Source organism: Intrasporangium zincisolvens (assembly GCF_034724055.1).
In the GTDB taxonomy this organism is placed as follows: domain Bacteria; phylum Actinomycetota; class Actinomycetes; order Actinomycetales; family Dermatophilaceae; genus Monashia; species Monashia zincisolvens.
In genome coordinates this window covers 740,763-764,488 of the sequence record NZ_JAWIIL010000002.1, presented here as the reverse complement: position 1 = coordinate 764,488, position 23,726 = coordinate 740,763, and the positions used below count along the sequence as shown (strand labels likewise).

17 protein-coding genes are annotated in these 23,726 nt (G+C 72.0%); 3 read left to right on the top strand and 14 right to left on the bottom strand.

Annotated elements, in window-relative coordinates; translation table 11 throughout:
• The 7 genes from mreB to ileS all read right to left on the bottom strand — a co-directional run bounded on the left by mreB (position 1) and on the right by ileS (position 7,818).
• Complete coding sequence (gene mreB, locus RY076_RS07855) at positions 1-1,026, bottom strand: rod shape-determining protein (RefSeq protein ID WP_323097050.1); 1,026 nt, start codon at positions 1,024-1,026, stop codon at positions 1-3.
• A 134-nt stretch (positions 1,027-1,160) separates the two neighbouring features.
• Positions 1,161-1,583 carry a nucleoside-diphosphate kinase gene (gene ndk / locus RY076_RS07850; protein ID WP_323097049.1) on the bottom strand — a complete coding sequence of 141 codons (423 nt, stop codon included), beginning with the start codon at positions 1,581-1,583 and terminating at the stop codon, positions 1,161-1,163.
• Entirely contained in the window at positions 1,580-2,032 is a 453-nt protein-coding gene (locus RY076_RS07845; RefSeq protein ID WP_323097048.1) for a DUF4233 domain-containing protein, read from the bottom strand. The genes ndk and RY076_RS07845 overlap by 4 nt, the downstream gene beginning before the upstream one ends.
• A 91-nt stretch (positions 2,033-2,123) precedes the next feature.
• Positions 2,124-2,570 carry a hypothetical protein gene (locus RY076_RS07840; RefSeq protein ID WP_323097047.1) on the bottom strand — a complete coding sequence of 149 codons (447 nt, stop codon included), beginning with the start codon at positions 2,568-2,570 and terminating at the stop codon, positions 2,124-2,126.
• Positions 2,571-2,603: 33 nt separating this feature from the next.
• Complete coding sequence (locus RY076_RS07835) at positions 2,604-3,941, bottom strand: bifunctional folylpolyglutamate synthase/dihydrofolate synthase (protein ID WP_323097202.1); 1,338 nt, start codon at positions 3,939-3,941, stop codon at positions 2,604-2,606.
• A gap of 53 nt (positions 3,942-3,994) precedes the next feature.
• Positions 3,995-4,549 carry a GNAT family N-acetyltransferase gene (locus RY076_RS07830; protein WP_323097046.1) on the bottom strand — a complete coding sequence of 185 codons (555 nt, stop codon included), beginning with the start codon at positions 4,547-4,549 and terminating at the stop codon, positions 3,995-3,997.
• Positions 4,546-7,818, bottom strand: a complete 3,273-nt coding sequence (gene ileS / locus RY076_RS07825) for an isoleucine--tRNA ligase (RefSeq protein WP_323097045.1) — start codon at positions 7,816-7,818, stop codon at positions 4,546-4,548. Before ileS ends, RY076_RS07830 begins: the two co-directional genes overlap by 4 nt.
• Positions 7,819-8,170: 352 nt before the next feature.
• On the opposite strand from ileS, the gene RY076_RS07820 reads away from it, so the two are divergent.
• A complete protein-coding gene (locus tag RY076_RS07820) occupies positions 8,171-8,704 on the top strand; it encodes an NUDIX hydrolase family protein (RefSeq protein ID WP_323097044.1) in 534 nt (177 codons plus the stop codon).
• 358 nt (positions 8,705-9,062) lie between these two features.
• A complete protein-coding gene (locus RY076_RS07815; protein ID WP_323097043.1) occupies positions 9,063-11,339 on the top strand; it encodes a hemagglutinin in 2,277 nt (758 codons plus the stop codon).
• Positions 11,340-11,411: 72 nt separating this feature from the next.
• Here the strand turns inward: RY076_RS07815 and RY076_RS07810 are convergent, their stop codons facing one another.
• On the bottom strand, positions 11,412-13,403 hold the full coding sequence (locus tag RY076_RS07810; protein WP_323097042.1) for a TIGR03960 family B12-binding radical SAM protein: 1,992 nt from the start codon (positions 13,401-13,403) through the stop codon (positions 11,412-11,414).
• 136 nt (positions 13,404-13,539) lie between these two features.
• On the opposite strand from RY076_RS07810, the gene RY076_RS07805 reads away from it, so the two are divergent.
• On the top strand, positions 13,540-14,679 hold the full coding sequence (locus RY076_RS07805) for a ComEC/Rec2 family competence protein (protein ID WP_323097041.1): 1,140 nt from the start codon (positions 13,540-13,542) through the stop codon (positions 14,677-14,679).
• On the opposite strand, the gene RY076_RS07800 is transcribed toward RY076_RS07805, so the two are convergent.
• The 6 genes from RY076_RS07800 to infB form a co-directional block, all read right to left on the bottom strand.
• On the bottom strand, positions 14,680-16,539 hold the full coding sequence (locus RY076_RS07800) for an AMP-dependent synthetase/ligase (protein WP_323097040.1): 1,860 nt from the start codon (positions 16,537-16,539) through the stop codon (positions 14,680-14,682).
• A gap of 162 nt (positions 16,540-16,701) precedes the next feature.
• Positions 16,702-17,949, bottom strand: a complete 1,248-nt coding sequence (rodA, locus tag RY076_RS07795; protein WP_323097039.1) for a rod shape-determining protein RodA — start codon at positions 17,947-17,949, stop codon at positions 16,702-16,704.
• A complete protein-coding gene (locus tag RY076_RS07790; RefSeq protein WP_323097038.1) occupies positions 17,853-18,917 on the bottom strand; it encodes a bifunctional riboflavin kinase/FAD synthetase in 1,065 nt (354 codons plus the stop codon). Before RY076_RS07790 ends, rodA begins: the two co-directional genes overlap by 97 nt.
• A 56-nt stretch (positions 18,918-18,973) precedes the next feature.
• The gene (truB, locus tag RY076_RS07785; protein ID WP_323097037.1) at positions 18,974-19,990 is read right to left on the bottom strand and encodes a tRNA pseudouridine(55) synthase TruB; all 1,017 of its coding nucleotides are present in this window, start codon (positions 19,988-19,990) and stop codon (positions 18,974-18,976) included.
• Positions 19,987-20,487: a 30S ribosome-binding factor RbfA gene (rbfA, locus tag RY076_RS07780; RefSeq protein ID WP_323097036.1), complete on the bottom strand. Its 501-nt coding sequence runs from the start codon at positions 20,485-20,487 to the stop codon at positions 19,987-19,989. The genes truB and rbfA overlap by 4 nt, the downstream gene beginning before the upstream one ends.
• Before the next feature lie 260 nt (positions 20,488-20,747).
• Positions 20,748-23,642 carry a translation initiation factor IF-2 gene (gene infB, locus RY076_RS07775; protein ID WP_323097035.1) on the bottom strand — a complete coding sequence of 965 codons (2,895 nt, stop codon included), beginning with the start codon at positions 23,640-23,642 and terminating at the stop codon, positions 20,748-20,750.
• Positions 23,643-23,726: the final 84 nt, after the last annotated feature.

The following is a 23,726-nucleotide window of genomic DNA, read 5'->3' as shown; positions in this document are numbered from 1 at the left end:
TCAGCCGCGCGGGTCGCCGACGAGGACGCGCTCGAGGCTGGAGAAGTCGTCGACGCAGCGGCCGGCGCCGCGCGCCACCGCTCGGAGCGGGTCGTCGGCGACGTGCACCGGCACGCCGAGCTCGTGGCGCATCCGCTCGTCGAGGCCCCGCAGCAGCGCTCCCCCGCCGGTCAGGGTGATGCCCCGCTCGAGGATGTCGCCGGCGAGCTCGGGCGGACAGACGTCGAGCGTCGCCCGGACCACCTCGATGACCTGCAGCACCGGCCCCTCGATGGCCCGGCGCACCTCCGCCGAGCCGACCTGGACGGTCTTGGGCAGCCCGGTCGTGAGGTCACGCCCGCGCAGCCGGGTGGACAGCTCCTCGCGCAGCGGGAACACCGAGCCGACGGCGACCTTGAGGTCCTCCGCGCTGCGCTCGCCGAGCAGGAGCGAGTACTCGCTCTTGACGTGGCTGACGAGCGCCTCGTCGATCTCGTCGCCGGCGACCCGCACCGACGTCGACGTGACGATGCCGCCGAGGCTGATGACGGCGACGTCGGTGGTGCCGCCGCCGATGTCGACGACCATGCTGGCCGCCGTCTCGTAGACCGGCAGCCCCGCCCCGATGGCGGCCGCCATCGGCTCCTCGACCATGTAGACGCGGCGGGCGCCGCAGCGCGTCGCGGCGTCCTCGAGGGCCCGCCGCTCGACGCCGGTGACCTCGCTCGGCACGCAGAGCACCATCCGCGGTCTCACGAGGCGCGAGGTGCGGACGCGGTCGATGAACCAGCGCAGCATCCGCTCGGTCTCGTCGGCGTCGGACACGACGCCGTCGCGCAGCGGGCGCACGGCCCGGATGGTGCCGGGCGCGCGCCCGAGCATCTCCTTGGCGCGGGTGCCGGCCGCGACGAGGCGGCCGGTGCCGGCCTCTACGGCGACGACCGACGGCTCCTCGAGCACGACGCCGCGGCCCCGGACGTGGATGAGCGTGTTCGCCGTCCCCAGGTCGACCGCGAGGTCGCGTCCGAGGGCCGGCCAGGTGCTCATGGCCGGGATTGTGTCGCGACGCGGCGGCAGGACCGAGCGCATCCGCCGAGTGTCGCCGGATGCGTGACCCCCGTGACGCCGGTGGACGCCTGTTGCCTACGAGGCCGCTGTGGCCCTGCTGGTGCCGGCGGGGCTCAGAGCGCGGGGAACCAGATGGCGATCTCGCGCGCGGCCGACTCGGGCGAGTCGGAGCCGTGGACGATGTTCTGCTGGACCTTGGTGCCCCAGTCGCGGCCGAGGTCGCCACGGATCGTGCCGGGCAGGGCCTCGGTGGGGTTGGTGGCGCCGGCGAGCGCGCGGAAGCCCTTGATGCAGTCCTGGCCCTCGATGACGACGGCGGCGACCCTACCCGAGCTCATGAAGTCGACGAGGGGCTCGTAGAACGGCTTGCCCTCGTGCTCCGCGTAGTGCTTCGCGAGCTGCTCGCGGGTGGGCGTCAGCACGTCGAGGCCGGCGAGGACGTACCCCTTGGCCTCGATGCGGCGCAGCACCTCACCGGTGAGGCCGCGGCCGAAACCGTCGGGCTTGACGAGGACGAGAGAACGTTCCGTGGTCACCCGTCCACCCTATCGGCCGGGCCGGAGGCGCCGTCCCCGGCCTCCGGCTGCTCGTGGCCCTCGTTCGCCGCGCTCTCCCGGCGGGCCATCTCTGCGTCGATCGAGGCCCCCTTGACGAGGCAGGTGATCCACAGCGCGCTGAAGAAGAGCCCGACGACGAGCATCATCGGCACGACGAGGGCACTGACCAGCGTCAGCACCTGCACGAGCCAGCCGAGCGTCAGCCCGTACGGCCGCCGCATCGAGCCGGCGGCGACGACGCACAGCGCGCCGAGGCCGATGCCGACGACGAGGTAGGCGGTGCCCCGTCCCGGTTCGTCGGCCGCCGAGGTGACGCCGCGGGCCACGAGCGCTCCCAGCAGGATGCACAGCGACTGGCCCCCGAGGACGGTGGCGAGCATGCGCCACGTGAACTTTCCGGTGGTGCCGTACAGGCGGAGGGCGTTCATGCGTGCGGTCCTGGTGTCGGTGAGGTCGGGTCGTGAGGTCGGTTCGTGCGGCGCGTGCGGGTCGCGGCTAGGGGGCTCGACGCCGGTGGCGTCAGTAGTCCTGGGCCGTGTCCCAGGTGCGGATGATGGCGCGCGCCTCGGTCTCGCTGGCGCCGGTGGCCTCGGCGTAGAGGCTCATGGCGTCCTCGCGCCGGTCGGCGAGGATGAGCTGGCTGATGCGTGACCGGGCCTCGTCGGTGAGCCGCCCCTCGGTGAACGACGCCGCGGCGTCGCGCACCCCGGGGCCCTGGCCGGGCACGAACCAGCTGTCGACGGCCCTCTTGGCGTCGGCCAGCGGTGCGCCCGTCGCCTCGCGGTAGACCTTGATGGCGTTGATCTTGTGCCCCGCACTGATCTCGCGACTCACGGCGGCCCGCACCCGGTCGGTGAGCCCTTCGGGCTTCCGGTCGGGGTCGCGGCGGCCGACGACGCGCCCCCAGAGCACGACGACGGCGACGACGACCGCGACGACGATGACGAGCTTGACGAAGGGGTGCATGGGGGTCAGCCTAGGCGGGTCGCGCCCGGGCTCTCACACCTCGGTGTGGCCGAGGAGCATCCGCACCTCGCCCGCCGTGATGACCGAGCCGGTCGCCACGACGCCGCCGCCCATGCCGTCCTGCTCCGCCAGGGTCACGGCCTGCTCGAGCGCGTCGGGCAGCGCGTCGACCACGGTGACACGCGACTCGCCGAACACCTCGCGGGCCAGCTCGCCGAGCTTCTCCGGGTCGAGCGCCCGCGGCGAGGTGCTGCGCGACACGACGACGTGGTCGAGGGCCGGCTCGAGCACCTCGAGCATGCCGACGGCGTCCTTGTCGGCGACGATCCCGACCAGCCCGACGAGACGGGTGAAGGTGAAGGACTCCCCCAGCGCGGCGACGAGCGAGCGCGCGCCGTGCGGGTTGTGGGCGGCATCGACGAGGACGGTCGGCGAGCGGCGGACCACCTCGAGGCGTCCGGGAGAGGTCATCGCCGCGCACGCGGCCCGCAGCACGTCGGTGTCGAGGGCCTGCTCTCCCCCGCCGAGGAACGCCTCGACGGCGGCCACGGCGGTGGCGAGGTTGCTCGCCTGGTGCGCACCGTGCAGCGGCAGGAAGAGGTCCGGGTGGTCACCCGCGAGGCCGCGGAGCGAGAGCTGCTGGCCGCCGACGGCCACCTCGCGCTCGAGGACGCCGAAGTCGTTGCCCTCGAACACGATCCGCGAGCCACCGACCTCCTCGACACGGTCGAGCAGGACCCGGGCGACGTCCTCGTCCTGGACGCCCGACACCGTGAACGAGTCGGCCTTGATGATGCCGCTCTTCTCCTCGGCGATCGCCACGACGTCGTCGCCGAGCAGGTGCGTGTGGTCGAGGTCGACCGGGGTGACGACGGCCACCTGGGCGTCGATGACGTTCGTGGCGTCCCAGGACCCGCCGAGGCCGACCTCGATGATCGCGACGTCGACGGGAGCGTCGGCGAACGCGGCGTAGGCGACGGCCACGAGCACCTCGAAGAAGTTCATCCGGCGCCCACCCTCGTCGAGGGAGCGCGCGTCGACGATCTCGATGAGCGGCGCGACGTCGTCGTAGGCAGCGATGAACTTCTCGCGCGGGATCGGCTTGCCCGACAGCGTGATCCGCTCGCGGATGTCGTGCAGGTGGGGCGAGGTGAACCGCCCCGTCGCCAGCCCGCTCTCGCGCAGGATCTCGTCGATCATCCGACTCGTCGACGTCTTGCCGTTCGTGCCGGTCAGGTGGATCGAGGGGTAGGCCCGCTGCGGGTCGCCGGCGAGCTCCATGACGGCCCGGATGCGCTCGAGCGAGGGACCGATGTCGTTCTCGGGGGCGCGCGCGAGGATCTCCTCCTCGATCTCGCGGACGCGCTTCATCTCCTCGAGGTTGCGGGCCGCCTCCTGGGCTGCGGCGTCCGGCCGCCCGCCGCTCACGACGCGTCCTCCGTACGGGTGCCGTCGGCCGTCGGCAGCGGACGCTCCATCCAGACGCTCACCGGCATGTCCGAGCCACCCGACTCGCGGTGGGTCTCGGTGAAACCGTGCCGCGCGTAGAAGCGCGCCGCGCCGCTGTTGCCCTCGATGTGCGACAGCACGATCCGCGGGTGCCCACCCTCGACGGCCCGCTCGACGACGGCATCGAGCAGCCGCGAGCCGACGCCGTTGCCGTGGTTGTCGGGAAGCACATAGAGCTTCCACAGCACGAAGTCGTCGTCCTGCGGGCCGAACGTGGCCACACCGACGACGTCGTCGCCGTCGACGGCGACGATGGTGCGGCCCTTGCGGATCGAGGCGGCGACGACGTCGCTCGTCCACCACTTGGCCAGGCCCATGGCGACGTACTCCGGGCCGACGAGCGGCTCGTACGTCGCGAGCCACGTGCGGTGTCCGACGGACAGGACGCCGGACAGGTCGTCGCCGACCGCGGGGCGCACCTCGACGCCCTCGACGCCCGGACCCTGGGTGCCGGTGCTGGCCAGGCTCATCGCTTCTCCACCACGATCGTCGCGGCGTGGTCGTCGCCGACGACCACCTGGGTCCCCACGCCGTCGGGCAGGGCGTGCTCGGGCCCGGCCGACGCGAACTGTGCGGCGAGCGTCTCGCCGACGATGAGGTCTCGGTGGTCGACCGTCGCCTCGAACACCTCCGGCGAGCCCTGGATCGTCAGGCTGATCCGGTCGCTGACGTGCAGGCCCGCGTCGCGGCGGGCCTGCTGGACCGCGCGCACGAGGTCGCGGGCCACGCCCTCGGTGGCGAGCGCCGGCGTCACGGCGGTGTCGAGGACCACGAAGCCGCCGCCGGGCAGCATCGCGGTGGCCGCGGTGTCGGCGCCGTCGCCGGACACGACGGTCTCGAGGGAGTACTCGCCCTCGGCGAGCTCCAGGCCGCCTGAGGTCACGACGCCGTCGGGCGAGACCGACCAGTCGCCGGACTTGCTGCCCCGGATGGCCAGCTGGACGTCCTTGCCGAGTCGCGGGCCGGCCGCGCGGGCGTTGACGGAGAGGCGCTGCGTGACACCGAAGTCGGCCTCGCTCGCCGTGGCGAGGTCGACGAGGGCGAGGTCCTTGACGTTGAGCTCGTCCTGGACGATCGAGCGGAACGGCTCGAGGGCGTCCGGCTCGGGCACGACGACGGTCAGGGCGGCCAGCGGCAGGCGGGCGCGCAGCTGGCGGGCCTTGCGCAGGCTGGAGCCGACCGAGCAGACGTCGCGCGCCCGGTCCATCGCCACGACGAGGGCGTGGTCGGCCGGCAGGTCGTCGACGAGGGGGTAGTCGGTCAGGTGCACCGACCGGCCGCCCGTCAGGCCGCGCCAGATCTCCTCGGTGACGAGCGGCAGCAGCGGCGCGATGGCGCGCGTCACCGTCTCGAGGGCGGTGTACAGCGTGTCGAAGGCTGCGAGCGACTCGTCGGTCTCCCCGCCCCAGAAGCGGTCGCGGGAACGGCGGATGTACCAGTTGGACAGGACGTCGAGGAACCCACGCATGGTGTCGCAGGCCGCCGCGACCTCGTACGCGTCGAGCTGCTCGGTCATGTCGCCGACGAACTCGCGCAGCTTGGCGAGCAGGTAGCGGTCGAGCACGTCGGTCGACGCGGTCGACCACTTCGCCTCGTAGCCCTCCCCGCCCTGAGCCGTGTTGGCGTAGAGCGCGAAGAACGACCAGGCGTTCCAGAGCGGCAGCATGACCTGCCGGACGCCGTCGCGGATGCCCTGCTCGGTGACGACGAGGTTGCCACCGCGCAGGATCGGCGATGACATGAGGAACCAGCGCATCGCGTCGGCGCCGTCGCGGTCGAAGACCTCGGAGACGTCCGGGTAGTTGCGCAGCGACTTGCTCATCTTCTGGCCGTCGGAGCCCAGCACGATGCCGTGGCTGACGCAGGACTTGAAGGCCGGTCGGTCGAAGAGCGCGGTGGCGAGGATGTGCAGCGTGTAGAACCAGCCGCGCGTCTGCCCGATGTACTCGACGATGAAGTCACCCGGGAAGTGGTGCTCGAACCACTCGGCGTTCTCGAACGGGTAGTGCACCTGGGCGAAGCTCATCGAGCCGGAGTCGAACCACACGTCGAGCACGTCCTCGACGCGGCGCATCGTCGACTGGCCCGTCGGGTCGTCGGGGTTCGGACGCGTCAGGGTGTCGATGAAGGGCCGGTGCAGGTCGGTGACGGGCACGCCGAAGTCGCGCTCGAGCTCCTCGAAGGAGCCGTAGACGTCGAGGCGCGAGTACTCCGGGTTGTCGGACTTCCACACCGGGATCGGGCTGCCCCAGAAGCGGTTCCGCGAGATCGACCAGTCACGGGCGTTGGCCAGCCACTTGCCGAACTGGCCGTCCCTGATGTGCGAGGGCGTCCACTCGATCTCCTGGTTGAGCTCGAGCATCCGGTCCTTGATCTTGGTGACCTCGACGAACCACGAGGACACCGCCATGTAGATGAGCGGCTGCCGGCAGCGCCAGCAGTGCGGGTAGCTGTGGTCGTAGGTCTCCCGGCGCAGCAGCACGGTGCCCGGCGTGACCGAGCCGGTCTCGCCCTCGCCCCGCGTGGCGGCCTTGAGGTGGTCGATGATGTGGAGGTTGGCGTCGAAGACGTGCATGCCCTCGTAGTCGACGACGGGGTAGGTGAACCGGGCCTCGGCACTGACCGGCACGACGGGGGCGATGCCCTCGCGGTCGGTGACGAGCTTGTCCTCCTCACCGAAGGCGCCGGCGCTGTGCACCAGGCCCGTGCCGTCGGTGGTCGTGACGAAGTCGGCCTCGACGACGCGGTGGGCCCGCTCGTGGCCCTCGTAGTACGTGAAGGGGGCCGTGTAGCGACGACCGAACAGCTCGGAACCCTTGAGCCGCTGGACGATCCGCTCCTCGGCGTCCTCCCCCAGCTCGCGTTTGTAGGCACCGAGCCGAGCCTCGGCGATGACGTAGCGCTCGGTGGTGCCCGTGAAGTCCGACTCGACGACGACGTAGTCGATGTCGGGGTGCACCATGATCGCGAGGTTGGCCGGGAGGGTCCAGGGCGTCGTCGTCCACACGAGCGCGAGCTCGCCGGTCTCGAGGCGCAGGCCGACCGTTACGGCGGGGTCCTGACGCATCTTGTAGACGTCGTCGTCCATGCGCAGCTCGTGGTTGGACAGCGGGGTCTGGTCGTTCCAGCAGTAGGGAAGCACGCGGAAGCCCTCGTAGACCAGGCCCTTGTCGTGCAGCTGCTTGAAGGCCCAGATCACCGACTCCATGTAGCCGGGCTCGAGCGTCTTGTAGTCGTGGTCGAAGTCGACCCAGCGCGCCTGGCGGGTGACGTAGTCGCGCCACTCCCCGGTGTACTTGAGCACCGACGCGCGGCAGGCGTCGTTGAAGGTGTCGATGCCGAGCTCGACGATGTCCTGCTTCGTCTTGAGGCCGAGCTGGCGCTGGGCCTCGAGCTCGGCGGGCAGGCCGTGGGTGTCCCAGCCGAAGCGACGCTCGACGCGCTTGCCGCGCATCGTCTGGTAGCGGGGAACGATGTCCTTGACGTAGCCGGTGAGCAGGTGGCCGTAGTGCGGCAGTCCGTTGGCGAAGGGCGGACCGTCGTAGAAGACGAACTCGTTGTCGCCATCGGTGCCCGCGTCGCGGTTCTCGACCGACGCGATGAAGGTGCCGTCCTCGTCCCAGTACCTCAGCACGCGCTCCTCGATCTCGGGGAAGCGCGGGTTCGACGGGACGCCGGTGCTGCGGGCGGGCGTCGGCTCGGAGGTCGGCTCGGACGTGGTGACCTTGGGGTAGGTCATGCTGCGGGCTCCTGGTCTCGGCGGTCTCGGCTGCTGCGCCGGGGACGACGTCTCCGCCGCGGTACCACCCCGCTTGCCGCTCGGGCCCGGGGGCGCGTGCGACCGCTCGTTCGTGGCTGTGACGGGCCCACCCGTCCGGTTCTACTGGGAGCACCGCCGGCTCGCGGTGTCGGTTCTTCCGGAGGCTCGCCGCTGATGACGGCTCGAACGCCTGTGCGCGCCAGTCTAGCCTGTGCGGCGCGCCGCCTGCGTCGAGCGGCGGGGCCGACCGGGCCACCACCGGCCACGACCCGCGACAGGCTGGGGGCGGACCGTCCCGGGCGGGCCGGCCGGCGTTTGGCACTATGTGGCCATGACGGAAGTGGAGACGACCGGTGCCTGGCTCAGCCGCGAGGACCTCGACAACGCCCGCGAGCGCCTGCCGATGCTCTACGTCCACGCCGTGCCCGTCCGGGTCGACGACAAGGGGCAGGTGACGCACATCGGCCTGCTCCTGCGGGCCGACAGCGACGGCGGCATCGGCCAGGAGGTGGTCGGCGGCCGCGTGCTCTACCACGAGAAGATCCGCGACGCGCTCGTGCGGCACATCGAGAACGACCTCGGTCCGATGGCCCTGCCGCGCATCCCGCTCTCGCCCCAGCCCTTCACCGTCGCCGAGTTCTTCCCGACGCCCGGAGTGACCCCGTTCCACGACCCGCGCCAGCACGCCGTGTCGCTCGCCTTCGTCGTCGCCGTCATGGGCGACTGCCGGCCCCAGAAGGACGCCCTCGACCTGTCGTGGGTGACGCCCGAGGAGGCCATGACGATCTCGGTGTCCACCGACATGAGCGGCTCGCACGGGGTCCTCGTGCGCCAGGCACTGGCCCACGTCGGCCACCCCGTGTGAGGCTGCCACCGCGAGTCACGAATTAGCCTGCCATCCAAGGATTTTCCGGACCTCGTCCACGACTTTCCACCCATAGGGGACCACTTCCCCGATTGCTGTGCGTCGTCACGAGATCGCCCCTAGCGTCGATGTCTGGGTAGCCGCACACGCGCCGGTCGGCTGCCCTGGGAAGACGGGGGCCTCTTGGGGGCCGAGGGCGGATGCGGCGCGACCGTACGGGTAGCCACCCGCGTCGACAGGCGTGGGATTCCTCCGCACCCTGGAGAGGCAGCTCATGGCCGGATCACCCTTCGCTCGGACAGTACTCGGGACGAGGCGGCGGGACGGGGGTGGGCGTCGCCGGAGACTACTCGGCACCGTGGCGGCCATCGCCCTCGCGGCCGGCGCGGCAGCACTGAGCGCCCCCACCGCTCTCGCCGGAAGCACGCCTCCGTTCACCATCGGGCCCAACGGCTCGGCCGTCGTCCCCGGGGCTGACGGGGCGAACAACCTGCCCGACCTCTTCGGCTCCGTCAAGGAGCTCGGGCCGCTCAACTCGAACACCACGAAGATCGGCGTCATCCACAGCGACGCCGTGCCGACCCTGGGCCTCACCAACCCCAACGCGCAGGTCGACCTGCGCCAGGGCTGGACGAACTCGGCCAAGGACAGCGACGGTGACGACTGGCTGTACTTCGCGTGGGAGCGCGACAGCAACAGCGGCAGCGGCTTCATCGCCTACGAGTTCATGCAGGACCCGCCGCCCGCCGCGTGCGCGTACACCACGGCCACCGACCAGCAGCTCATCGACACCTGCAACCCGTGGGCCAACCGCAAGGCCGGCGACTTCATGATCCTGTGGGACCAGCAGGGTGGCAGCCGTGACCTCTACCTCCGTACCTGGTCCGGCACCGCGCCGAACCTCGTGCTCAGCCCGCCCGGGGCACCGCTCAACTCGTCCGTGAGCGCCGCTGCGTACAGCGCCGACGGCTTCCGGGGCGAGGCCGCGCTCAACCTGACCGACGCCGTCTTCGGCGGCGTCCAGGCATGCCGGTCGTTCGCGAACGTCATCCCGAGCACCGTCACCGGCAACTCCGACACCGCGGACTACAAGGACACGATCCTGCAGCCCACTGTGCCCGTCGGCGGCTGCACGTCGACGACCGTGACCACGCCCAAGATCGTCAGCGGCGGGACGACGTCGGACTACGGCAGCGCCGCCAGGTCGATCACGACCGACGGTGTGCTGCAAGTCAAGGACTCGGCCCTCATCTCCCTCGCCGGCGGCTCGAGCACCCCGGGTGGCACGGTGCAGTTCAGCCTGTGCAAGGCGAGCAACACCACCAACGCGACCTGCGACTCCACCGCCACGACCATCGGCTCCCCGGTCACGGTGACCGGCTCCGCCTTCCCGGCGACCGTGGTGTCCCCGAGCGCGTGGGTCACCTCCGCTGGGCGGTTCTGCTGGAAGGCCGTGTACAGCGGCGTCCCGGCCTCGGGCATCGCGGGGTCGAGCGACGTCAGCACCGGTGAGTGCTTCACCATCGACCCGGTGACCCCGACGCTGTCGACGACGGCCGGTTCGGACGTCACGCTCGGCTCCGCGGTCACCGACACGGCGACTCTGACCGGCACGGCTCCCAAGCCGACCGCGAACGTCATCGAGACGTCCGCACCGGGCGCGCGCACCCCGGCCGGCGGCACCATCGCATTCACGCTGTGGGGCCCGAGCACCGGTAGCTGCGGCACCCAGGTCACGGCTGCGAACCAGTCGGCCACGGTCAGCGGCGACAGCTCCGCCTCGAACGTCTACAGCGCGAGCTTCACGCCGACGGCCGCGGGTGACTACCACTGGAAGGCGGTGTACAGCGGTGACTCGCCGAACACCAACACCCAGTCGCACAACGCCACGTGCAACGACACCAACGAGGACGTGACTGTCGGACCGGCCTCCACCGGCACGGTCACCACCCCGCGCGTCGGCTCCACGCCGATCACGGCCCCCGTGGCGGTCGGCACCAGCGTCACCGACCACGCGGTCGTGACGGGCACGGCAGCGGGTGGCAGCCCGACCGGGACGGTCGCCTTCTTCGTGTGCAACCCGACCCAGGTCACGGCCAACGGCGGCACGTGCAGCACCGGCGGTACGACGGCTGGTTCGGTCACGCCCCTGACGCCCGGTGCCGGCAACACCGCCACGGCTGACTCGAACGCCGTCGTGGCGAACGCCGTCGGCACGTGGTGCTTCCGGGCCGTCTACACCTCGAACACCGCGAACTACACGGGTTCGAGCGACGCCAGCACCGGCGAGTGCTTCCAGGTGAAGGACACGACCGCTGCCACGTCGGCCCAGAACTGGCTGCCGAACGACTCGGCGACCATCACCTCCACCGGTGGGACGAACCTCAACGGCACGCTGTCGTTCACGCTGTACTCCGGCGACAACTGCGGCGCGACCAGCGGTTCGATCCTGCGCGACGCCGAGACGTTCACGCTCACGGACGCCGCCTCGCCGGCGACCCGGGTGACGACGAACTCGCTCACCAAGGTGTCGACGACGAGCACCGTGTCGTGGCTCGTGAGCTTCACGAGCACCGACGCGCTCGTGGGCAGCAGCACGCACTGTGAGAAGACGAGCCTGACGATCACCAACTGACCGGCACGCTCCGGCCCCACCGGGGCCACGGCTGGACCCGACCGACACCGCCGTCGGCCGGGTCCACGCCCGTCAGTGCTGGTGCTCGAGCAGCTCGTCGCGCTTGCTGCCCAGGACGGTGAGCGGCAGGAGGGTCTTGCCGGTGGGGCCGATCTCGATCTCGGTGCCCATCTGCGGGCAGACGCCGCAGTCGAAGCACGGGGTCCACCGGCAGTCGTCGACCTCGGTCTCGTCGAGCGAGTCCTGCCAGTCCTCCCAGAGCCAGTCCTTGTCGAGGCCGGAGTCGAGGTGGTCCCACGGGAGCACCTCGGACTCGCCCCGCTCGCGCGTCGTGTACCAGGCGACGTCGACGGGCTCGCCCGCGAGGGCGGTCTCGGCGGCGCTCATCCAGCGCTCGTAGGAGAAGTGCTCGCTCCAGCCGTCGAAGCGGCCGCCGTCGCGCCAGACCTGCTCGATGACCCGGCCGACGCGGCGGTCGCCGCGGGACAGCAGGCCTTCGACGATGCCGGGCTGGCCGTCGTGGTAGCGGAACCCGATCGAGGAGCCGTAGCGGCGGTCGGAGCGGATCGCCTCGCGCAGCTTGAGCAGCCGGGCGTCGGTGTCCTCGGCGCCGAGCTGGGCGGCCCACTGGAACGGGGTGTGCGGCTTGGGAACGAACCCGCCGATCGAGACCGTGCAGCGGATGTCGCGGCGACCGGACACCTGCCGGCCCGTCTCGATGACCTTCTTGGCGAGCTCGGCGATCTGGAGCACGTCGTCGTCGGTCTCGGTGGGCAGGCCGCACATGAAGTAGAGCTTCACCTGCCGCCACCCGGCGCCGTACGCCGCGGCGACCGTGTTGATGAGGTCCTCCTCGGACACCATCTTGTTGATGACCTTGCGGATGCGCTCCGAGCCACCCTCGGGGGCGAAGGTGAGCCCCGAGCGTCGGCCGTTGCGGGTCAGCTCGTTGGCGAGGTCGATGTTGAAGGCGTCGACGCGGGTCGACGGCAGCGACAGGCCGGTCTGGGTGCCCTCGTAGCGGTCGGCCAGGCCCTTGGTCATCTCGGCGATCTCGGAGTGGTCGGCCGAGCTGAGCGAGAGCAGGCCGACCTCCTCGAATCCCGTTGCGGCCAGGCCGCGCTCGACCATCTCGCCGACGCCGGTGATGGAGCGCTCACGCACGGGTCGGGTGATCATGCCGGCCTGGCAGAAACGGCAGCCGCGGGTGCAGCCGCGGAAGATCTCGACGGACATGCGCTCGTGGACCGACTCGGCGAGCGGCACGAGCGGCTGCTTCGGGTAGGGCCACGCGTCGAGGTCCATGACGGTGTGCTTGGAGACGCGCCACGGCACGCCCGGCGCGTCGGTCGAGGGGGCGACGCGCTGGATGCGCCCGTCGGGCAGGTAGCTGACGTCGTAGAAGGCGGGCACGTAGACGCCACCGGTGCGGGCCAGGCGCAGCAGCACCTCGCGGCGACCGCCCGGGCGTCCCTGCGCCTTCCACGACCCGACGATGTCGGTGATGGCGAGCACGGCCTCCTCGCCGTCGCCGATGACGGCGGCGTCGATGAAGGCGGCGATGGGCTCGGGGTTGAAGGCCGCGTGGCCTCCGGCGACGACGATCGGGTCGTCGTCGGTGCGGTCGGCCGCGTGCAGCGGGATGCCGGCGAGGTCGAGCGCCGTGAGCATGTTGGTGTAGCCGAGCTCGGTGGAGAAGCTGAGCCCGAAGAGGTCGAAGTCGCGCACCGAGCGGTGGCCATCGACCGTGAACTGGGGCAGGCCCGCCTCGCGCAGCTGCGCCTCCATGTCGGGCCACACCGCGTACGTGCGCTCCGCGAGGGCGTCGGAACGCTCGTTGAGGACCTCGTAGAGGATCATGACGCCCTGGTTGGGCACGCCGACCTCGTACGCGTCGGGGTACATGAGCGCCCATCGCGTGGTCAGCTCCTCGCCGGCCGGGCCGTGGCCGCCGACGTTCCAGTCCTTGACCGTGGAGTTGAGCTCGCCACCGACGTACTGGATGGGCTTGTTGACCCGCTCCAGCAGTGGCTCGAGGGCGTTGAACAGGGACTCTCCGGGCATTGGACCATGGTAAGCGGCACAGCCGCACCGTCCCGAATCGCGCCGGACCGACGAGCCGTCCGGCTCGGCCAAGATCCGGACGCGCGCGTCCGCCCGTCCTACGCTGGGGTTGGCGGGGTGGGAAAGGGTGGCGACCGTGTCGACGGCGATCCACGTGGAGGTACTGCCCGCACGGCTCGGCGACTGCCTGCTCGTCGAGTGCCCGCGGGATCAGGGCCCCACGTGGCGGATGCTCGTCGACGGCGGCCCTCCGGACACCTGGCCGCTGCTCGAGGCGCGGCTGCGCCGGCTGGACCCGGCCTACGGCCACCTCGACGTCGCCGTCATCACCCACGTCGACAACGACCACATCGGCGGCATGCTGCCGTTCCTCGCGAGCGACCTCGCCGCAGGCGTCGGGGACTTCTGGTTCAACGGGCGCACCCACCTTCCTGCACCGAAGGGCAGCTCCCGGAGCATCGACCAGGGCGAGGACGTCGTCGCCGCCCTGCTCGGCCTGACGCCCGCGGCTCCCGGCAGGCCGGCCGACGGGGGCGGCGTCGGGCACGCCCACGACGGGGCCAGGCCGTGGAACGTGGCCTTCGGTCGAGGCCCCGTCGACGCGGGCGCGACGGGTGGTCACGTCGTCGTCACCGTCCCCGACGGTCCCACGATCACCGTGCTCTCCCCGACGACCGAGCGCCTCGCGCGCCTGGCCGACTCGTGGTCGGCCGCCGTCCGGGACGCGCTGCACGGCACCGAGCGAGAGGTGGGGCTGGACACGGTCGCACCGCTGGGCGACCTGGAGCAGCTCGCGGACCAGCGGACGGTCCGCGACGCGTCCGTGCCGAACGGCAGCAGCATCGCCCTGCTCGTCGAGCACCGCGGTGCCAGCGTCCTGCTCGGGGCGGACGCGTACGGCACGGTCCTCGCATCCGCCCTGCACGCGCTGGCGCGGGCCCGCGGCACCCAGACCCTCGCCGTGGACGCGGTCAAGCTGCCCCACCACGGCAGCCAGGCCAACGTCATCGCGGCGCTGCTCGCAGCCGCACCGGCCAGCCACTACCTCGTCTCCACGAACGGTGACGTGTTCCACCACCCCGACGACGCCGCGATCGCCCGCGTAGTGCTCGATGCGCCGTCCGGGCCCACCCTGTGGTTCAACTACCGGACGCCGCGCACCGAACGCTGGGCCGACCCGCGACTCATCGAGCGGCACGGGCACCACGTCGTCTTCCCCGACCCGGCGCAGCCCGACGCCGGCGTCGTCATCGACCTCCCCGCGCGCCAGGACTGATCACTCCGCGTACATCTGCTCCAGCTCGGCGCGGTGCTTCTCGGTGACGATCTTGCGTCGCAGCTTCATGCTCGGGGTGAGGTCGCCCTCCTCGACGGTGAGGTCGTGGTCGAGGATCGTGAACTTCTTGATCGTCTCCCAGCGGTTGAGGCCGGCGTTGAGGCGGTCGACGTAGCCCTGGACGAGCGCGCGGGCCTCGTCGGAGGCCGCGATCTCTGCGTAGGAGCGACCGGCGAGGCCGTTCGTGGCGGCCCATGCCGTGATGGCGTCGGGGTCGAGGGTGACGAGGGCCGTGGCGTAGTTGTGGCCGGCGCCGTGCACGAGGAACTGGCTGACGAACGGGCACTCGCCCTTGAACTTCGCCTCGATCTCGGCGGGGGCGATGTACTTGCCGCCGGAGGTCTTGAAGACGTCCTTCTTCCGGTCGGTGACGTAGACGAAGCCGCGCTCGTCGATGCGGCCGATGTCGCCGGTGCGGAACCAGCCGTCCTCGCTCAGCACCTCGGCCGTCGCCTCGGGATTGTTGTGGTAGCCGCGCATGACGCCGGGGCCCTTGACGAGGATCTCGCCGTCCTCCTCGGCGATGCGCACCTCGGTGCCCGGCAGCGGCCAGCCCACCGAGCCGTAGCGGTACTGGCCCGGGTCGGGCGGGTTGACGGCGGTGCCGGACGAGGTCTCGGTCAGGCCGTAGCCCTCCCCCACGAGCAGGCCGACGGCGCCGAACCAGCGTGCGACGTCCGGGTCGAGGGGTGCGGAGCCGCTGATCATGAAGCGCACCCGGCCGCCGAAGCGCTCCTGCACCTTGGACAGCACGAGCCTGGTGGCGAGGCGGTGCTGGAACCCGAGGACGGCCGAAGGCTGCTCCCCCTGCTCGTGCAGGTCGCGGACCTTGGCCCCGACGCCGAGCGCCCAGTCGATGAGGGCCTTCTTGACGCCGGTCTCGGCGCCGAGCATGAGCATGACGCGGCCGCGGGCCTTCTCGAAGATGCGGGGCGGCCCGGCCATGAAGGTCGGCCGGATGATCGCCATGTGGTCGACGATCTTGTCGACGCGGCCGTCGACGGCGGTCGGGAAGCCGATCTGCAGGCCGGTGGCCACGAGCATCTTGCCGAACACGTGCGACAGCGGCAGCCAGAGGAACTGGAGGTCGGTCTTCGTCAGGGTGCCGATGGCGTCGATGACCGCGCCCTCGTAGACGACGCTGTCCTGGACGAGCCGTACGCCCTTGGGGCGGCCGGTCGTGCCGGAGGTGTAGATGACGACGGCGAGGCTGTCCGGGCCGAGCTGGTCGATGCGCGAGTCGACGAGGTCGGGCGTGGCCTCGAGCCACTCGGCGCCCCGCTTGGCGAGGTCGTCGGTCGTCATGACCCAGCCGTCGTCGCTGCCCGGGCCGGTCAGGGCGATGACCTGGCGCACGCCCGGGATCTCGCTGCGCACCTGCTGGAGCTTGGCGACCTGCGCCTCGTCCTCGGCGAAGACGATCTCGCTGCCGGAGTCGGACAGGATGTAGGCGACGTCCTCGGCGATCGTCGTCGGGTACACGGTGGTGGTCGCGCCGCCGGCGCAGATGACCGCGAGGTCGGCCAGCACCCACTCGACGCGGGTCGTCGACGCGATGGCGACGCGGTCCTCGAGCTGCACACCCAAGCTGATGAGCCCGGCGGCCCAGCGGCGCACGATCTCGTCGGTCTCGCGCCAGGTGAGGGTGGTCAGCGTGCTGCTGCCCTCGGGGAAGTAGAGGTAGGCCGGCGCGTCCGGGGAGTCGGCGACCCGGCGGCGGAAGAGCTCACCGACGCTCGTCGCCCGGTCGTCGAGCACCTGCTGGCGCACGGGCTGGTCGGCTCGGGACATGAGCGGCATGTGGACTCCTTCGTCGCCACGACGGCCCGTCATCGGCGTCAGCGGGCCGTCGTCCTTGCCGGGATGATGTCAACAATCCGCGGTCCAGTCACGCATCGGTGGCGAACGACATCGCACCGTGACCCGTGGGTAACCACGCCCGACGCGTCCGTGCCAGACGCGTCAGCGGCGCGCGCTCGTCGACGCGACGTTGCCGACGATGCCGACCGCGACCCAGCCGGCGATCATCGAGGACCCGCCGTATGACACGAACGGCAGCGGCAGGCCGGTCACCGGCGTCAGCCCGAGGCTCATGCCGATGTTCTCGAAGGACTGCACCCCGAACCACACCGCGATGCCGAGCACGACGAGGCGTCCGAAGGTGTCGGCGCGGCGGGCGACGAGGCAGGCCCGCACGACGATGAAGCCGATGAGCAGCACGAGCCCGGCCGCGCCGAGGAAGCCGAGCTCCTCCCCCGCCACCGAGAAGACGAAGTCGGTCTCCTGGAAGGGGATGAACCCGCCCTGGGTCTGACGGCCCTCGAAGAGCCCCTGTCCGGTCAGCCCGCCTGAGCCGATGGCGATGCGCACCTGACGCGTCTGGTACCCGATGCCCTGCGGGTCGAGCGAGGGGTCGAGGAAGGCCGTGAGGCGGTTGCGCTGGTACCCGCTGAGCAGCGGCGTCGTGAACGCCGCCACGACGGCGGCCGCGCCCGCCAGCACGACGCCGAGGGTCCAGACGAGCGGCGCCCCCGAGGCGGCGACGACGACGACGGTCATGGCGACGAGCACGAGCGCCGACCCCAGGTCAGGCTGGGCGAGGACGAGCGCGACCGACACCCCGGCCACACCCCAGGCGAGGGCGACGTCGCGGTGCCGTTGGCGCAGCCCCCGGTCGGCCCGGTCGGCCAGCAGCATCGCGAGGGCGACGGCGAGGGCCACCTTGGCCAGCTCGGAGGGCTGCAGCGTGAAGCCGCCGGGCAGGCGGATCCACGAGCGCGACCCGTTGACCGTCGACCCGAGCGGCGACAGGACCGCGGCGAGGCCGAGGACCCCGGCGGCGTAGACGAGCGGCGCGAGCGCGCGCAGCACCCGCACGTCGAGCCGCGTCACCCCGACGGCGGCGGCCGCCCCGACGGCCACGGCCACGAGCTGCTTCAGGGCGAGCGCCGGGCCGTGGTCGGCCCTCGTGGCCGACCAGACGAGCACGACGCCGACGAGCGAGAGCCCGGCGGCGCCGATGAACAGCCCCAGGTCGACCCGCAGCCAGCCCGCCCTGCCTCGGCTACCGGGCCGTGACGGACCGGCGGCGACGGGGAGGCGGACCGGCGAGGTCAGGCGCGTCCCTGGCTGGGCTGCGTCGTCGTCTGCGTCGTCGTCTGCGGCGTCGGCAGCTGCGGCGGCACGATGGCCGACAGGATGGTGCGGCACCGCTCGACGTCGTCGCTCATCTGCGCGACCAGGGCGTCGATCGAGTCGAACTTCAGGGTGGGTCGCAGGTGCGACACGAGCTCGACGGCCACGCGCTCACCGTAGAGGTCGAGGTCGGTGCGGTCGAGGACGTAGGCCTCGACGCGGCGCTGGTGCCCGTCGAAGGTCGGGTTGGTGCCGATCGACACCGCCGCGGGCAGCGTCCGGTCGGGGTCGCCCGCCTCGAGGTCGAGGCGCAGCAGCCAGCCGGCGTAGACGCCGTCGGCCGGCACGAGGCCCTCGTGGTCCTGGGACAGGTTGGCGGTCGGGAAGCCGAGCTCGCGGCCCCGGTGGTCGCCGTGGACGACCGAGCCGGTGACCCGGTGCGGGCGGCCGAGGATCTGCGCGGCGTGCTCGACGTTGCCGGCGAGCAGCTCGGCCCGCAGCTGGGTCGAGCTCCACCGGGCCCCGGGGGACGACGCGTCGGCCTGGCTCGTCTGGTGCGCGGCGGCAGTGTCGCCGATGTCCTCGAGGGCGATGACCTCGAACCCGTGCTCGGCCCCGAGAGTGCGCAGCGTGTCGACGTCACCGGAGTTGCGCACCCCGAAGCGGGTGTCCTTGCCGACGACGACCGCGACCGTGCCGAGGGCGTCGACGAACGTGCCGCGGACGAACTCCTCCGGCGTCTGCTGGGCGAACTCGGCGGTGAACTCGAGCACGAGGGTGGCGCCGACGCCGACCGACTCGAGTGCGTCGAGGCGCTGGCCGAGCGACATGACCGCGGCCGGCGCGCGGTCCGGGTAGAGCACGGCGATCGGGTGCGGGTCGAACGTCACGGCCACGGGCGTGGCGCCGCGGTCGGCTGCCTCGCGCACGACACGCGTCAGCACCTCGCGGTGCCCGCGGTGCACCCCGTCGAAGTTGCCGAGCGTGACGACCGTGGGCCCGAGGTCGGCCGGGATGTCGTCGAGTCCGAACCAGCGATGCACGGCGACCACTGTAGTGGCCGGTGTCGGCGGCGCTGCGTCGTGGTCGGGCACGCGGGTCAGCTCGCGGTGTGTGCGGGGCCTGCGACGGCGCCCGCGGCGGCGCGGCCCGCGCGGCCCGGGGCCTGCTGCCGGTCGTCCGCCGTGACGAAGACCACGCGTGAGCGCGCGATGGGGCGGCTCTCGTCGAGGACGGCCACGAGGGTGCCGTCGGGGTCGATCGCCGCCACGGCGTCGGTCCGCCTGGCACCGCTCGGGATGCGCTGGCCGTAGCCGATGCTCGTGGCCTCGCGCTCGCTGATCTCGTGCACCGGCAGCGCAGCACGGGCGGCGTCGGCCACGGGCAGCAGCGGGAGCGCCTCGCGCCCGCCCGCCTCGGAGAGCGTGGTGAGCTCGTCGAGCGTGGGGGCGTCGGCCAGGTCGAAGCCGCCGACGCGGGTGCGGCGCAGCGCGGTCAGGTGCCCGCCGACGCCGAGGACGGCACCGAGGTCACGGGCCAGGGCGCGCACGTAGGTGCCCGAGGACACGTCGACCTCGACCTCGACGTCGACGACGTCGATGGCCGGCCCGACCTCGAGCGCCGCCTGGCGCGGCCGCACCGACTCGACGTGGAACCGGCTGACGGTCACGGGCCGTGCCGGCAGCTCGACGGCATCGCCCTGGCGCACCCGGGCGTAGCTGCGCACGCCGTCGACCTTGATCGCGCTGACGGCGCTCGGCACCTGCTCGATGTCGCCGGTCAGGGCGGCGACGGCGCCCGGCAGGGCGTGCTCGAGGGCCGCGACGTCGTCGACACCCAACGCCGCCGTGGTCTCACCCTCGGCGTCGTCGGTGAGCGTCGCCATGCCAAGGCGGATCGTGGCCGTGTACGTCTTGTCGCAGCCGACGAGGAACGTCAGCAGCTTGGTGCCACGGTCGATGCCGAGGACGAGCACGCCGGTGGCCATCGGGTCGAGCGTGCCGGCGTGGCCGACGCGTCGCGTGCCCGCCAGGCGGCGCACCCGCGCGACGACGTCGTGGCTGGTCCAGCCGGCCGGCTTGTCGACGACGAGCAGGCCACCGGGACGCTCGCTCATCGTGCGTCGACGTCCGCGTCCGCCCCGGCGTCGGCATCGGCGTCGAGGTCGTCCTCGAAGGCATCCTCGGCGTCGCGGTCGACCGGCTTGCGGTACGGGTCGGCCTCGCCGGCGTAGCTGGCGCCGGCCGCCGCGCGGGCCAGCTCGGCGTCGCGGGCGCGGGTCTGGGCCAGGACGTCCTCGAGGTGCGCGGCGCCTTCGGGGATGGCGTCGGCGATGAACTCGAGCGAGGGCGTCAGGCGGATGCCGATGCCCTTGCCGACGGCCGAGCGGATGCGACCGGTGTTGGCGGTCAGGACGTCGGCGGTGGCCTTGCGCTCCTCGTCGGAGCCGAAGACGGTGTAGAAGACGCTGGCGTGCTGGAGGTCGCCGGTGACGCGGCAGTCGGTGATCGTGACGAACCCGAGCCGCTCGTCCTTGAGGCGGAACTCGAGGTACTCCGCGACGATGACCTTGATCCGGTCGGCGATCTTCCGAGCGCGGGCGGGGTCGGCCATGGTGGTCTCCTTGTCCTCGAGGTGCTGCTGAGGGGGTGCTGAGGTGGTTCTGGTGTGCTCTGGTGGTGCGGGTCGTGCTGGGGTGCCGGGTGGTGGTGCCGTACCCGCCGGGGGTGGCCCCGCTCACGGCGACGATCCACCCTAACGGGCGGGCGCCGAGGCGCCACGACGGGCAGGACGGGCGTGACGCGCCGACGCCGGCCCCCGGGGCGGGGGCCGGCGTCGGCTGCGCGGGCCGGACGGCCGACGCGGTGTGACGCTCAGGCGCGCGGCTTCTCGCGCATCTCGTACGTCGCGATGAGATCGCCGATCTGCAGGTCGTTGAACGAGCCGAGGTTGATACCGCACTCGTACCCGTCGCGGACCTCGGTGACGTCGTCCTTGAAGCGCCGCAGACCGGAGATCTCGACGTTCTCGGAGATGACGACACCGTTGCGGGTGATGCGCGACTTGGAGCCACGCTTGATCTCGCCGCTGCGCACGATCGAACCGGCGATGTTGCCGAACTTGCTCGAACGGAAGATCTCGCGGATCTCCGCCGTGCCGAGCTCGACCTCCTCGTACTCCGGCTTGAGCATGCCCTTGAGGGCCGCCTCGACCTCTTCGATGGCCTGGTAGATCACCGAGTAGTAGCGGATCTCGACACCCTCGCGCTCGGCGTAGTCGGCGTTCTGCCCCTCGGCGCGAACGTTGTAGCCGATGATGATCGCGTTCGAGGCCATCGCGAGGTTGATGTTGTTCATCGTGATGGCACCGACGCCGCGGTCGATGATGCGCAGGTCGACCTCGTCGCCGACGTCGATCTTGAGCAGCGCGTCCTCGAGCGCCTCGACCGAGCCCGACACGTCACCCTTGAGGATGAGGTTGAGGGTCTCGACCTTGCCCGCCGCGAGCGCCTCGTTGAGGTCCTCGAGCGAGATGCGCTTGCGGGCCTTGGCCAGCACGGCCTGACGGTCGGCGGCCTCACGACGCTCGGCGATCTGGCGGGCCGTGCGGTCGTCCGGAGCCACGACGAACGTGTCACCGGCGCGCGGCACCGAGCTGAGACCGAGCACCTGGACCGGACGCGACGGGCCGGCCTCGTCGACGTTGTTGCCGTGCTCGTCGAGCATGGCGCGGACGCGGCCGTACGCCGAGCCGGTGACGATGGAGTCACCGACGTGCAGCGTTCCGGTCTGGACGAGCACCGTCGCCGTGGCACCACGACCACGGTCGAGGTTGGCCTCGATCGCGACGCCGCGAGCCTCCTTGTCCGGGTTGGCCCGGAGGTCGAGGGCTGCGTCGGCCGTCAGGAGGACCGCCTCGAGCAGGCCGTCGATGTTCTGGCCCTGGCGGGCCGAGACGTCGACGAACATCGTGTCGCCGCCGTACTCCTCGGCGATGAGGTTGTACTCGGTCAGCTGCTGACGCACCTTGGCCGGGTTCGCACCCTCGACGTCGATCTTGTTGACGGCCACGACGATCGGCACGTCGGCGGCCTGCATGTGGTTGAGCGCCTCGATGGTCTGCGGCATCACGCCGTCGTCGGCAGCGACGACGAGGATCGCGATGTCGGTGACCTTCGCACCACGGGCACGCATGGCGGTGAACGCCTCGTGACCCGGGGTGTCGATGAAGGTGATCGCGCGCTCGACACCCTCGTGCTCACGGTGCACCTGGTAGGCACCGATGTGCTGGGTGATGCCGCCGGCCTCGCCCGCCACGACGTCCTCGTTGCGGATGGCGTCGAGGAGGCGGGTCTTGCCGTGGTCGACGTGACCGACGACGGTGACGACGGGCGGACGGGCCTCGAGGTCCTCGTCCTCCTCGCCCTCGATACCGGTCTCGAGGTCGATGTTGAAGGAGTCGAAGAGCTCCTTCTCCTCCTCCTCCGGCGAGACGACCTGGATGTCGTAGCCGAGCTCGGCGCCGAGCACCTTGAAGGTGTCCTCGTCGAGCGACTGCGTCGCCGTGGCCATCTCACCGAGGTGGAAGAGCACGGTGACGAGCGAGGCCGGGTTGGCGTTGATCTTGTCGGCGAAGTCGGTCAGCGACGAGCCACGACGCACCCGCACGACGGTCGAGCCGTCGCCACGGGGAACGGTGACGCCACCGATCGACGGCGCCTGCATCTGCTCGAACTCCTGGCGCTTGGCGCGCTTGGACTTGCGGCCACGGACCGGACGACCGCCACCGCGGCCGAAGGCACCGGCCGTCGAGCCGCGACCACCGCCGCCGCCACGCGGGCCGCCGCCGAAGCCACCGCGACCGCCGCCACCGGGGCCGCCGCCGAAACCACCGCGACCGCCACCGGCGCCACCGGGGCCACCGCGGCCGGGGCCACCGGCCGGGCGCTGGCCGGGACGGCCGACGGTGCTGCGCTCGGGCATCATGCCCGGCGTCGGGCGGGCACCACCGGGACGCGGCGCGCCGCCGGCTGCACCCGGGCCGCCGGGGCGCGGAGCACCACCGGGACGCGGTGCGCCGCCGGGGCCACCGGCACCGCCCGGACGCGGACCGCCGGGGCGGGACTGCGGCCGGGGCATGCCCTGGCTCGGGCTGAACGGGTTGTTGCCCGGACGCGGACCGGCGTCGCCACCGGGTCGCGGGGCGCGGGTCTGGCCCATGCCCTGGCTCGGGGCGAACGGGTTGTTGCCCGGACGGGGCTGTCCCGGACGCGGCGCGGGCCGCGGCGACGCGGGGACACCGCTCGTCTGCTTGCCGCCGTCGCGCGAGGACTGGACCGGCGCCGGGGCCTTGGCGGCGGGAGCCGCCGGGGCCGCGGGGGCCGGAGCCTTGGGCGTGGGGGCAGCCGGAGCTGCAGCGGCCGGACGGGCCGGGGCAGCGGGAGCCGCCTCGCGCGCGGCCGGGGCGGCCGGGGCGGGGGCGGCGGGAGCCGGAGCGGCCGGCGTCGGGGACGACGGCATCGCGGCAGGCTTCTGGGACGGCGCGGGCGCCGCCTGCTTCGCGGCGGGCTTGGCCGCCGGCTTCGTGTCGCCCTTGCTGTCAGCGACACCCTCCCGAGGGAAGGTGTCCTTGATCTTGCGGACGACGGGGGGCTCGATGGTCGACGATGCCGACCGGACGAACTCTCCCTGGCTCTTCAAGTGTGCGAGCAGTGTCTTGCTCTCGACTCCGAGCTCCTTCGCGAGCTCGTAGACCCGGACCTTAGCCACATCTCTCCTGTCTCGGTCCGGCCTGAACAGGAAGTGGCCGAACCGTGGTTATTGCTGGGGCTTGCTCATCGCTGAGTACTCATC